Origin of the sequence: Bartonella sp. TS82HLJMH (assembly GCF_042193495.1) — a bacterium.
In the GTDB taxonomy this organism is placed as follows: Bacteria; Pseudomonadota; Alphaproteobacteria; order Rhizobiales; family Rhizobiaceae; genus Bartonella; species Bartonella grahamii.
The window spans coordinates 1-13,175 of the sequence record NZ_JBHILU010000002.1; the positions used below are offsets into that span (position 1 = coordinate 1).

Annotated in this window: 10 protein-coding genes and 3 tRNA genes; 2 read left to right on the top strand and 11 right to left on the bottom strand. The window is 37.3% G+C overall.

Annotated features, from left to right (window positions below; all coding sequences use genetic code 11):
• From ACFIKO_RS00960 to ACFIKO_RS00970, 3 genes are all read right to left on the bottom strand, one after another.
• Positions 1-89: GTP-binding protein (locus ACFIKO_RS00960; protein ID WP_236860026.1), on the bottom strand; the 89-nt coding region annotated here is incomplete at its 3' end.
• Between the two features lie 178 nt (positions 90-267).
• Positions 268-341: transfer RNA gene (locus ACFIKO_RS00965), tRNA-Gly, on the bottom strand.
• Positions 342-372: 31 nt separating this feature from the next.
• Positions 373-456 (bottom strand) — tRNA-Tyr (locus tag ACFIKO_RS00970).
• A 205-nt stretch (positions 457-661) separates the two neighbouring features.
• On the opposite strand from ACFIKO_RS00970, the gene ACFIKO_RS00975 reads away from it, so the two are divergent.
• Positions 662-1,492 (top strand): TrmH family RNA methyltransferase, encoded by an 831-nt coding sequence (locus ACFIKO_RS00975; protein WP_375619465.1) that lies wholly within the window; start codon positions 662-664, stop codon positions 1,490-1,492.
• Positions 1,493-1,495: 3 nt separating this feature from the next.
• On the opposite strand, the gene ACFIKO_RS00980 is transcribed toward ACFIKO_RS00975, so the two are convergent.
• From ACFIKO_RS00980 to ACFIKO_RS01005, 6 genes are all read right to left on the bottom strand, one after another.
• A complete protein-coding gene (locus ACFIKO_RS00980; RefSeq protein ID WP_375619464.1) occupies positions 1,496-2,221 on the bottom strand; it encodes a rhomboid family intramembrane serine protease in 726 nt (241 codons plus the stop codon).
• An 849-nt stretch (positions 2,222-3,070) separates the two neighbouring features.
• The gene (locus ACFIKO_RS00985; protein ID WP_012755019.1) at positions 3,071-3,496 is read right to left on the bottom strand and encodes a DUF2155 domain-containing protein; all 426 of its coding nucleotides are present in this window, start codon (positions 3,494-3,496) and stop codon (positions 3,071-3,073) included.
• Between the two features lie 89 nt (positions 3,497-3,585).
• Positions 3,586-3,984 carry an NADH:ubiquinone oxidoreductase subunit NDUFA12 gene (locus tag ACFIKO_RS00990; RefSeq protein ID WP_273788334.1) on the bottom strand — a complete coding sequence of 133 codons (399 nt, stop codon included), beginning with the start codon at positions 3,982-3,984 and terminating at the stop codon, positions 3,586-3,588.
• 181 nt (positions 3,985-4,165) lie between these two features.
• A complete protein-coding gene (gene gatB / locus ACFIKO_RS00995; protein WP_375619463.1) occupies positions 4,166-5,665 on the bottom strand; it encodes an Asp-tRNA(Asn)/Glu-tRNA(Gln) amidotransferase subunit GatB in 1,500 nt (499 codons plus the stop codon).
• Between the two features lie 128 nt (positions 5,666-5,793).
• Positions 5,794-7,221, bottom strand: coding sequence for a trigger factor (gene tig / locus ACFIKO_RS01000; protein WP_375619462.1), 1,428 nt, complete (start codon positions 7,219-7,221; stop codon positions 5,794-5,796).
• A 135-nt stretch (positions 7,222-7,356) separates the two neighbouring features.
• Positions 7,357-7,439, bottom strand: a tRNA-Leu gene (locus tag ACFIKO_RS01005).
• A gap of 134 nt (positions 7,440-7,573) precedes the next feature.
• Between ACFIKO_RS01005 and trmFO the strand changes: the two genes are divergently transcribed.
• Positions 7,574-8,983, top strand: a complete 1,410-nt coding sequence (gene trmFO / locus ACFIKO_RS01010) for a methylenetetrahydrofolate--tRNA-(uracil(54)-C(5))-methyltransferase (FADH(2)-oxidizing) TrmFO (protein ID WP_273788337.1) — start codon at positions 7,574-7,576, stop codon at positions 8,981-8,983.
• A gap of 1,103 nt (positions 8,984-10,086) precedes the next feature.
• On the opposite strand, the gene ACFIKO_RS01015 is transcribed toward trmFO, so the two are convergent.
• Both ACFIKO_RS01015 and lon read right to left on the bottom strand, forming a co-directional pair.
• Positions 10,087-10,365 (bottom strand): HU family DNA-binding protein, encoded by a 279-nt coding sequence (locus tag ACFIKO_RS01015; RefSeq protein WP_120122030.1) that lies wholly within the window; start codon positions 10,363-10,365, stop codon positions 10,087-10,089.
• Positions 10,366-10,596: 231 nt separating this feature from the next.
• Complete coding sequence (lon, locus tag ACFIKO_RS01020) at positions 10,597-13,023, bottom strand: endopeptidase La (protein ID WP_375619461.1); 2,427 nt, start codon at positions 13,021-13,023, stop codon at positions 10,597-10,599.
• Between the last annotated feature and the right edge of the window lie 152 nt (positions 13,024-13,175).

The following is a 13,175-nucleotide window of genomic DNA, read 5'->3' on the forward strand; positions in this document are numbered from 1 at the left end:
GCTGTCAACGAGGTCTTCCCATGATCAACGTGACCAATCGTACCAATATTAACATGCGGTTTTGTTCGTTCAAACTTACTCTTCGCCATCGCTATTAATCTCTTTTTATTCCCTATTCTTGTTAGCACCTAGGGACAGTCCTGCAAAACTCAATCCGACTGGGCTGTAACCAGCTCAATCACCACAACTCTTAGACGGAAAACCCCACCCAATCTATAAATGGAATATCTTCCATCATACCTATTTGCCTAATCACCAACAACTATTTGGAGCGGGTAGCGGGAATCGAACCCGCATATTCAGCTTGGAAGGCTGCTGCTCTACCATTGAGCTATACCCGCATGACTCACATACTAACTCTCCTTCGGTGAATGGTGGAGGGGGTTGGATTCGAACCAACGTAGCATACGCAACGGATTTACAGTCCGCCCCCTTTAACCACTCGGGCACCCCTCCATTACACCGGTAAAGTCGCGCAATGAGACATTACGAAAACCATCTTGAATACCCATTCAATTCAATCTGATTGCGAAGTGGTTATGACGATTACTATTGTATCTGTCAACAGAATAAATACAATTCTGTACAAATTTCCTGCTCATAACTTTAAATCACAGATTTTTTCTCTCTATTTTTCTTATTAACACGCTATAAAGAAGCTATGAAAGAAAAAACATCACAAAATTCTCATTATGCTCGTTTACGTCGCCGATATCGCGATACAAAAGGCTCTCCTTCTCGATCTTTTACACACCTAAAGAAGAAAGCTGCTTCTTTACAGCAAGGGATAATCCATCTTTATGGCATTCATTCTGTTCAGGCAGCTTTAGAAAACCCAAAAAGAATTTTAAAATGTCTTTACGTTACACAAAATGCCTTAAAACGATTAAATATATCCGAATCAGATTATCCTTGCCCTGTTACATTATGCACCCCAAAATATCTTGATTCGCTTGTTGGAAGTGAGGCTGTTCATCAAGGTATTGTTTTGGAAACTCTCCCCCTCAAACCATGCAAACTGTCGGAACTAACCAATACTGATCTGGTCATTGTCATGGATCAAATTACCGATCCGCATAATGTTGGCGCTATTATGCGCTCTGCAGTTGCATTGAAAGCTAAAGCGCTTATTACAACTTGCCGTCACTCTCCCCACGAAAGCGGTGTTCTTGCGAAAGCGGCATCTGGAGCTCTGGAAATGATTCATTATATTACCGTACGAAACCTCGCTGAAGCTCTTCAAGAACTTCATCAAACAGGTTTTACAAGCTTTGGTCTCGATTCAGAAGGGGACAAACCTCTTGAAACAGCATTAACAGGGAATAAAATTGCTCTTGTTTTAGGAGCAGAAGGTAAAGGTTTACGTAAAAAAACACGTGAAACCGTTTGCGCTTTAACACGCCTTGATATGCCTGGAAATATTAAATCATTAAATGTTTCAAATGCAGCAACAATAGCGCTTTATGTGGCACATAAATATCTTAGATTCTAGTTTTTAATTTTTTTGTGAAACATCAAAAAAACCAACCAACAAAAAACCCGCAAGAAATCCGCCAATATGAGCTTCCCATGCTATTGAGATGCCATTTTCTTCAAACAAAATAGAAGAAATACCTATGATAAAATCAGCCATCAGCCATACCCCCATATAAACAAGCACCCCCTTAGAACACAGAGCTTCTTTAATGGACAATAAAGGTCCCAAAAGTTTTTCGTTCTGCGCATTGACAGCTAGATAGCCACTAGAAAAACCGTAACGTGCAATAGCACCCATCATTCCAGATACGGCACCTGACGCCCCAATAAGTGATATGGTACTTTCTTGATGAAATGTAAAATAAGTCAAAACAGAAATAACTGCCATTAACACCCAAAAAATTAAAAAACGTAAAGCACCAAAATGCCTTGCTAAAGGAGAGCCAAAAACCAAAAGCCAAACCATATTAATAGCAACATGTTTAAAACTACTATGCATAAATGAATAACTCACCATGGTATAACAGAGTGCTACAGGATCCCTCTTAAACAATGCTGGTATAAATGAAAAAAATTCAAGACTTTCAACATAAACCTTATGAGAAAAAAAATACTGAGAAATGCAATAAAGACAAAAACAAAATGCTATCAAAACAACTATAATAAATGGAACATTCAACAAGGGTTCTTTAGGTTGTTTCGGTAATCGAGAAACATCATTATGTTGGTGACTAGAAACTTTCATTTTATAAAATCTCGTATTCTTTAGAGAATGGGTTATTCTTTATACAAAATAAATATACCACTCCCAGTGATGCAGAATCTTTTCAACGCCTCTTCGAAGCTCCTTTTTAAATTTTCAATAGCTCTACATGAAAACACGTGTATTTTATACAAAAGATTTTAAAAAGCATGGATATCAAGAATATGATTTACAAACTTAGCGGTATCCTGCTTATTAAAATGTGAAGTTATTATGTAATATACAAGAACTTACGAATAGACAAACTCACTTATGAAGTGGTGTATAATAAAAATATATAAACATTGTTTTTTTACTAGAAACATACTGATCACTGCATTTTTTAACCAAGCTATACTTCGATTGATAAACTTTAAATAATCTTAAATCTCAATTTTTCCATTAATATAGCTTGTATTTCTTCTACTCTTTGAATGAAAAACGACATCTCTATGAGAAAAAACTATCAACACAGCTTTCTCTAGATATATTCATTAGTGTTTCATGATGAACTACTCACTTGATAGTCTGTTTCCCTCATAAATGCAAAAGCGTCAGTTCAACCTCTAACAAATATAATTCAAGAACTGTCTCCTATGAAACGCTGAAAAATATGTTGATTTTAATGACGCATCTTTGAATTTAAACAGTTCATGAAGGAAATTTTTATTCCTTATCTTAGATAATCTTATCTACACATCCGCCACTTGTAATGCGCAAGAGAATAATTTGGATTAATTCAATATAAAAAACTTTAAATGAGGCAATCATAGGAATTTGAACCTCTCATTAAGTTGTAAAATGATAAAGAACCATTATAAATAAATGTATTATACATAGATAACATACTAATCATTGAAGAGGAAGATCTTGAGAATTCTGCTTGCAATCCTTTAACCACACATCATAAATAGGATGCTCAACAGCATTCAAACCAGGACTATCTGCAAACATCCATCCTGTAAAAATACGCCGTACTTTTTTATCTAATGTCACTTCATTGACTTCAACAAAACCAGTTGTACGCGTTGGTTCATCTTTAGAGCTCGTATAACACGCACGTGGCGTTACCTGTAATGCACCGTACTGATAAATTTTACCAAGAGTAACTTCAAAACGTGTGGTCCGCCCCGTGATTTTGTCAAGACCTGCAAAAACAGCAATTCCATTGCTAATACGCTCAGCCCGCACTCCACTATTTAAGGATAAAAATACTAAAACTCCCATTAAAAAAATATATATAAAATGCTTCACCCCTAACAATAAAAAAAATCTCATCATATCAAAATCAATCGCATCTTAAAAAATAATTCTTTTCATAACATAGAGTCAAATAAGACAAAAATATACGCGCACACTAAAATCTTTTATTTTTTAGGTGACCACGCATCATAATCTTCATGCACACAAGAACGCTCTCCATTGGAGGTGATAGCCCCCTTTGGTCGATAGTACTCACTTGTTCCTGTCATATTTGCAACATGAGGCTTTTCCCATTCATAAGGATGATAATCCTCTTGTGTTGGTGGGCACTCACAGCGATGATGAATCCAGCCGTGCCAACCTGGTGGAATAGTAGAGGCCTCAGAATAGTCTTTATAGATAACCCAACGGTGCGGATAACCATCCTTATGAAGTCCCCCTTCATAATATATATTTCCAAATTGATCTTCCCCTATCCGCTTACCTTTGCGCCATGTGAAAAAACGCGTACCAATGGTATTGCCATTCCACCATGTGAAGATTTGCTTAAAAAAACGAGCCATCTGCTATTCCATTCATTTAGTGCGCTCATGAAATTAATCGTTGGAATAAAAATGTTAACGATTGAAATTACCGAAAAAGTTACTAGTAAATTCAGCTACAATTCCAATTGATAGGATAACGTGCTATCCCTTAATTTCAAGAAGATATCATATGTATGGCTTCTTCTCCACCCCATAAAATTTAATCTATGCCAAGTTTCATCTTAACCAATTCATTAACAGCTTGAGGGTTTGCCTTACCAGCTGTTGCTTTCATTACCTGTCCAACAAACCAACCAGCTAAAGCGGGTTTCTGTTTTGCTTGCGCAACTTTATCAGAATTATTAGCAATGATTTCATCAACGGCTCTCTCAATTGCCTTTGTATCTGTCACCTGCTTCATATTTCGCTCTTCTACAATTTGGCGTGCATCTCCCCCCTCATTCCAAATAATCTCAAAAAGATCTTTGGCAATTTTTCCAGAAATAACTCCTTCTTTTATGAGATCAATAATGCTTCCCAATTGATTTGGCGATACCGGTGACTCTTCAATCTCACGATTATCTTTATTTAAAGCCCCTAAAAGGTCATTAATCACCCAATTGGCAACTATTTTTCCATCACGCCCACGCGCTACTTCTTCAAAATAATCAGCAATAGCCTTTTCTGTCACAAGAATGGAAGCATCATACACTGTCAATCCCATTTCCTTAACAAAACGTGCTTTTATAGCGTCAGGCAATTCTGGTAAGTCTGCTGCCAAAGCATCCACAAATGCTTGATCAAATTCTAATGGTAAAAGATCAGGATCAGGAAAATAACGATAGTCATGTGCTTCTTCTTTTGAGCGCATAGAGCGCGTTTCACCTTTAGCCGCATCAAAAAGCCGAGTCTCTTGATCTATGACGCCTCCATCTTCTAAAATTGCGATCTGACGACGCGCTTCATACTCAATTGCTTGACCAATAAAGCGAATAGAATTAACGTTTTTAATTTCACAGCGCGTTCCAAAATTTTCACCAGGACGACGAACAGATACATTCACATCTGCACGCATAGAACCTTCATCCATATTGCCATCGCAAGTGCCCAAATAACGAACAATCGTACGCAATTTTGTCATATAGGCTTTGGCTTCATCTGATGAGCGCATATCAGGTTTGGAAACAATTTCCATAAGAGCAACACCAGAACGATTAAGATCTACAAAAGACATCGTTGGATGTTGATCGTGCATCGATTTTCCAGCATCCTGTTCAAGATGCAACCTCTCAATTCCCACTTCAATATCTTCAAATTGGCCATTCGAATCTGGACCAACTGATATGATAATCTTTCCCTCTCCCACAATGGGATAGCGAAATTGAGAAATCTGATACCCCTGCGGTAAATCTGGATAAAAATAATTTTTGCGATCAAAAACAGATTTTAAATTAATATGCGCCTTTAATCCTAACCCCGTTCGAACCGCTTGACGGACACATTCTTGATTAAGAACAGGCAACATACCTGGCATAGCTGCATCAATGAGTGATACATGATTGTTCGGCTCTGCACCAAATTTGGTTGATGCTCCTGAAAAAAGTTTCGAATTTGATATGATTTGCGCATGAACTTCCATGCCAATGATGACTTCCCAATCACCTGTAACTCCAGAAATAAAACGCTTAGAATCAGGAGTACGCGTATCAATGATGCTCATTGCCAATCCACTACCAATATTTTAAAATATACTCATGGCTTATCTAAAACCATTCTCTCAGTGCAATCCTAGGACATAAATCTTACAAAAACCCCGATAGAATCGGGCTTTTTCTGTTCGCATAAATATTAAGCTTTTTTAGGAGCCTTTTTCTTAGCTGATGTTTTTTCTGTAGACGTTTCTTTCACTGCAGATTTTTTCTTTACCGGCTTTTCTTCAGGGGCATCTGATTCGTCATATTCTTTCATCAACTCTTCAACCGTCACTTCTTTATCTGTGACTTTTATCTGTGCTAATAAATGATCAATGACCTTTTCTTCAAAAATCGGAGCACGTAGATTTTCAACAGCTTCCGGAGTCCTGCGGAAAAAATCCATAATCTCTTTCTCTTGTCCAGGATACTGGCGAACCTGATCAAAAACGGCTGCTTTTAGCTCATCCTCACTAACTTTAACACCAACCTTCATTCCAATTTCAGAAAGCACCAAACCAAGACGAACACGACGTTGCGCAAGGACACGATATTCCTCCCGTGCCTTTTCTTCTGTAATACCTTCATCTTCAAAACTGCGCCCAGCCTTTTTCAAATCATCATTAACCTGAGCCCATATATTGTTAAACTCAATCTCTAAAAGTTCCTCAGGAATCTCAAAATTATAATCAGCATCTAAAGCATCAAGAATTTGACGCTTAACTTTTTGACGTGTCACTGAACCGTATTGGCTTTCAATCTGCCCACGAACGACCTCACGTAAGCGATCTAGAGACTCTAAACCAACTTTTTGTGCTGCTTCATCATCAATTTTTAATTCATCTGGTTTAAAGACAGCTTTGACAGTAATGTCAAACTCTGCTTCCCGTCCGGACAAATGTGCTGCACTGTAATTATCAGGAAACTTAACAAAAATCGTTTTTGCATCCCCAGCTTTCACACCAACCAATTGCTCTTCAAAACCAGGAATAAATTGTTTTGACCCAAGAATCAGTTGTGCATCACTATCTGCCCCACCTTCAAATGGAGCGCCTTCAAGCTTACCTTGATAATCTATGGTAATACGATCACCTTCTTCAGAAGCCCCCTCTTTTAGGGAATAATTACGCGTAGAAGAAAGGACGCGATTGATTTGATCATCAATATCCTGTTCAGGAATAGTTGCAATTTCACGGATAACCTTAATATGTTCAAAATCTTTAATTTCAATTTTTGGTAAAACTTCATACTTTAAACTAAAAGTAAAATCAGCTTTACCATCTAGAATTTTTTCATCTTCATCTATATCAATTTTCGGCTGCATCGCTGCACGTTCATTGCGATCTGCTAAAATAGACCGAGGCGCATCACTGAGTATCTCATTGAGAATCTCCGCCATAAAGGATTTACCATACATTTTTCGCAAATGCCCACTAGGCACTTTACCGGGACGAAAACCATTAAGCTTGATTTTTCCCTTGGTATCATCCAATCTTTCATTCAGCTTTTCTTCTAAATCTTTCGCTGGAACCACGATCTTAATTTCGCGCTTCAGTCCTTCATTAAGCGTCTCGGTAACCTGCATTAAACACCTTCATTTTCCTAAGGAGAGGGATAACCCCACTCTAATAATCATTACATTCTAACACTTCGAGTGTTACATTTACCATGAAGCGGAATTTCAGACACGTAGAAATCCGTAGCACTTAAGGGATTGCTTTGGTGCGGATGGAGGGACTCGAACCCCCACGGTCTCCCGCCAGAACCTAAATCTGGTGCGTCTACCAATTTCGCCACATCCGCTCAAACTTACAAGCTAATAACCTTATACAAGCGGCGTCTCTATACCATTAATTACGGGAAAAAAGCAAACAAATATATTAAAAAAAACAAAATCTATGCTTTTCATACATAACTGCTTACGCTAAAAGTCAATTATGTTAAAGACATTCGATATCCCAATTCATATCATCGGTGGCGGTCTTGCGGGGTGTGAAGCAAGCTGGCAAATCGCTCAATCAGGAATTCCTGTTGTTTTGCATGAAATGCGACCCGAAAAAAAATCAGATGCCCATAAAACCGATAATTTGGCAGAACTGGTTTGTTCAAATTCATTTCGTTGCGATGATTCATTAACAAATGCCGTAGGGCTTTTACATGCTGAAATGCGATTAGCGAAATCGTTAATTATGAAAGCTGCTGATGCCAACAAAGTTCCCGCAGGTAGTGCCCTTGCTGTTGACCGTGATGGATTTTCAAAAACCGTTACGACAGCAATCGAAAACCATCCTCTTATAACAATCAAACGTGAAGAAGTTCAAGAAATTCCTAAAGCTTGGAAACATGTTGTCATTGCAACGGGTCCCCTTACATCACCTGCACTTGCTCAAGAATTACAAGCAATAACCGGTATAAAAGCTCTTTCTTTTTTTGATGCGATTGCACCTATTATCCATACCGATAGTATTGATATCAACATTTGTTGGTATCAGTCTCGCTATGATAAAATTGGTCCTGAGGGAACAGGAAAAGATTATCTTAATTGTCCCCTCAACAAAGAACAATATAAAACATTCGTTGAAGCATTAAAAAATGCTGAAAAAACAGAGTTTCGTGACTTTGAAAAAACGCCCTATTTTGATGGATGCCTCCCCATTGAAATTATGGCTGAGCGCGGACTTGAAACGTTAAGACACGGTCCTATGAAACCTATGGGCTTAACCAATGCCCATAACCCTACAGTTAAACCCTATGCTGTCGTTCAATTACGCCAAGATAATAAACTTGGAACGCTTTACAATATGGTCGGCTTTCAAACAAAACTGAAATATGGTGAACAAATTCGCATTTTTAGAATGATTCCCGGTCTTGAAAAAGCAGAGTTTGCGCGTCTTGGTGGTCTTCACCGCAATACCTACCTCAACTCGCCAATTATTCTTGATCAAACCCTTCGTTTAAAACAAAAAAAACAACTACGCTTTGCAGGGCAAATTACCGGATGTGAAGGTTATGTAGAATCAGCGGCAATAGGGCTTCTTGCTGGACGTTTTGCTGCTGCCGAATATCATCATATTTCCCCTTGCCTACCCCCACAAACGACAGCATTCGGAGCCCTTTTGAATCATATTACAGGGGGACACATCATAGATGAAAAAGCAGAAACACAGTCCTTTCAGCCAATGAATATCAATTTCGGACTCTTTCCCCCTATTGCTTCTATTAGACATTCAGGAAAACGCTTAGCAAGTAAAGAAAAAAAATTAGTAAAAAAACAAGCCATCACAGCAAGAGCTCTCAATGATTGTACTCAGTGGTTAGCAGATAAAGAATCAAAGAGTTCCTTATAAAAAACACACGATTCGCCTCTCATCTACTGAATAGATCTTTATGACTCTCGTGAAAAAATCATTCTAAAGCCTTTTAAAGACTGCTCCCCCAATCAATAAATACTACTCTACGTTTCACCATTTATTTAATTATGTAGGTGCTTGTAAAATAACTTTTGGCGATAAAAAACCTTTACCGCTATCAACAATTTAATCTGATTTAATGACTAAAAATAAAATAATCATATCAATATATTATGAATAATAAAAAATTAAATAGATGGAAAATACACAAACAATACTGTATTATCTCTATTGAGAGTTTTTATATTACGTAATATACATTATTTTATAAGGGTAATTTTTCTGTTTTTTAACTTCCTTCATCAAAATTTGTGTTATTCTCTCACTTTAACTTTTGTGTGATGAAGAAAAAGCGCTCGCTTGCATATCACAAGTGAAATAGGGATATGGAAAAAATATTTGTAGGATAGAGCTGGATCTATCTCTTCCCTCTCAAATGCCAAGAAAAATCACAATATTGAAAGTGAAATCTAAATATCATAAGATTCTTTCATTTCAGAATCTCTTATAATAAATCAATAAAACTTATCCTCTTGGTGCGTCACAAGCAAGGTTGGCGTATAAGTAAAAGAATAAAACTATTCCTTATGCACTCATCTCAGATGTTAAGGGCTAGTCGCAACATTATAGGAACTGAGAAAAACAGTACGATGGCACCAACATGCACTTTTATTAAGCGTAAATGGCGGTATATAATAACTTTTATAGACTTTACAGAGTTTTTTGCCTCATACTATTTACGGATCTTGTTTTGAAATAAATACCGTAACTCTTCAGCGTAATAAAAGTTAACATTACATTTTATAAGCCACACGGGTACTGCATTAATACAGTGCAATATTTTACTGAAAAGGCTAAAAAATATATTTTAAGCTGACAGTATTTTATACAACACTTAAAATTATTTTCAAAAATACCAGCGATACATAAAAATAAAAAATACCGCAAAAATCTCAACGTGTTATATGAAAAATGGGCATAATACATGTGCTAAAAAAAACCCGCTTATAAATAAATCGGGTTTTTTTATGTAGCTTAAATTATTTTTTATTAACTGCTTCTTTAAGGCTTTTTCCTGCAGAAAATTTGGGTACAGAACGTGCTGGAATATCGATTTCAGCACCAGTTGAAGGATTACGCCCCTTTGTTGCGGCACGATGAGAAACTTCAAAAGAGCCAAAACCTGGAAGACGAACATCTCCCCCTGAAGCCAAAGCTTCTGTTATAGAAGCCATAAAAGCATCAACAACAGCACCAGCTTGCGCTTTCGAAACACCTGCCTTTTCAGCAACGGAGCTAACCAATTCACTTTTATTCATAAAATATTTCCTTTCCCTATATTACCTGACAACATGACTTAATCATGTTATTGGTCAGTTTATTGAAAAGTACAGCAAACAGAAGTCTTATTTTTATCCAAAACATTGTTTTTTTAGCAATAATCACAGTTATTCACGGAATTTTTTACTTTTTCCAACAAAAAACAGAATAATAACCTCAACAACGCCTTCTACCACCTAAAAAATGCCGTTATAAATGAGATAAGTGAATCAGTGTGCAATCTGTATTCCTTCACTATCACTGCTCTCTGACCGGATTGGGACAGCCACCGTAGAAGGTTCTTTCCATTCAATAGTGTCTGGAAAACGAACCAAAGCGTGTTTCAAAACTTCACTTACATGATTTACCGGAATAATTTCCATATTATTTTTGACATCGTCAGGAATATCAACCAAATCTTTTGCGTTTTCTTCAGGAATAAGTACCTTTTTTATCCCTCCTCGAAGAGCTGCTAGAAGTTTTTCTTTTAATCCACCAATTGGTAAAACGCGTCCACGTAAAGTAATTTCACCAGTCATTGCAATATCTTTATGCACAGCTACTCCTGTAAGAACCGAAACAATTGCTGTCACCATTGCAATCCCAGCAGATGGGCCATCTTTTGGCGTTGCACCCTCTGGAACATGAACATGGATATCGCGTTTTTCAAAAAGTGGAGGTTCAATACCAAAATCAACAGCACGAGAACGTACATAAGATGCTGCCGCTGAAATGGACTCTTTCATAATATCACGTAAATTTCCAGTTACAGTCATCTTACCTTTGCCAGGCATCATAACTCCTTCAATGGTCAATAACTCTCCACCGACTTCTGTCCATGCAAGTCCTGTCACAACACCAATTTGATTTTCTCCTTCAATCTGATTGTAATGATAACGTTTAACACCCAAGAAATCATGAATATTACTTTCTGTAACTTTTACAGATTTTTGATGTGTTTTGAGAATTTTTGTAACGGATTTGCGGGAAATTTTCATGAGTTCACGCTCAAGGTTACGAACGCCTGCCTCACGTGTATAAAACTGAATAATTGACCTTAGTGCTCCATCAGAAATACTGAGTTCTTTTTTAGACAAACAGTGATCTTTTAGCGCCTTTGGTAAAAGATGCTGTTTAACAATTTCCATTTTCTCACATTCAGTATAACCAGCAATACGAATAATTTCCATACGATCCATTAACGGACCTGGAATATTAAGCGTATTGGCAGTTGTGATAAACATGACATCAGAAAGATCATATTCAACTTCCAAATAGTGATCAATGAATGTACTGTTTTGTTCAGGATCAAGAACTTCTAATAAAGCGGATGAAGGATCTCCACGAAAATCTTGTCCCATTTTATCAATTTCATCAAGCAAGAAAAGCGGATTAGATTTTTTGGCTTTTTTCATAGACTGGATAATTTTTCCAGGCATAGAACCAATATATGTTCGGCGATGTCCGCGAATTTCTGCTTCATCCCGCACGCCTCCCAATGAGATACGAACATACTCACGCCCCGTCGCCTTTGCAATAGAGCGCGCTAATGATGTTTTCCCTACACCAGGAGGACCTAACAAACAAATAATAGGACCTTTTATCTTTGACGCGCGACTTTGTACGGCCAAATATTCAATAATTCGCTCCTTAACTTTTTCAAGACCGAAATGTTCATTATTCATGACCTTTTCAGCAAAATCTAAATTGTTTTTAATCTTAGATTTTTTACCCCAAGGCATTGCTAATAACCAATCAAGATAGTTACGGACAACTGTCGCTTCTGCAGACATAGGAGACATATTCCGTAATTTTCTCAATTCTGCCCCAGCTTTTTCCTGTGCTTCCTTGGATAGTTTTGTATTCTTGATACGTTCTTCTAATTCAGAGAGTTCATCTCGGCTATCATCACCTGCCCCTAATTCTTTTTGAATAGCCTTCATCTGCTCATTGAGATAATATTCTCGTTGGTTTTTTTCCATTTGCCGTTTAACATGCGAACGAATACGTTTTTCAACCTGCAAAACAGAAATTTCTCCTTCCATGAAGGACAGAACACGTTCAAGACGGGCCCGTACAGGTAAGAGCTCTAGTATTTCCTGTTTTTCTGCAAGTTTTATCATCAAATGAGAAGCAATCGTATCGGCAAGCTTAGAAGGATTATCAATCTGACCAATCGCATTAACAACTTCAGGAGAGATTTTTTTATTAAGCTTTACATAGTTTTCAAAATAAGCAATCACTGACCTTGAAAGAGCTTCAATCTCAACATCACTTTCTCTAGATTCTTCTGTAACAGTCGCATATGCCTGATGATAACCTTCACTTAAAGCAAATTGACTAATTTTTGCACGTGCAGTTCCTTCAACCAAAACCTTTACAGTACCATCAGGAAGCTTTAAAAGTTGAAGAATATTAGCAAATGTACCAATATGATAAATATCCTCTGATTTTGGATCGTCATCAGAAGCATTTTTTTGTGTCACCAATAGTATTTGCTTGTCAACCGCCATCGTTTCTTCAAGAGCACGAATTGATTTTTCGCGGCCCACAAAAAGTGGAACAATCATATGGGGGAAGACAACAATATCACGAAGAGGTAAAACAGCATAAACCCCATCTCTTACTTCATCTGTCTTTTTATCAATATATCGCATAACTCTCCTTTCTGGAGCCTATGAGCTATCTACAACAACCAGCCCACCTTTAAAAAACCTCAGCTCTTCACAATACATGAAGTTGTAATTACTAATACATAAATCAAGCATTATAATGATATTATTATAAACACCCATCAAATACCGTTCAT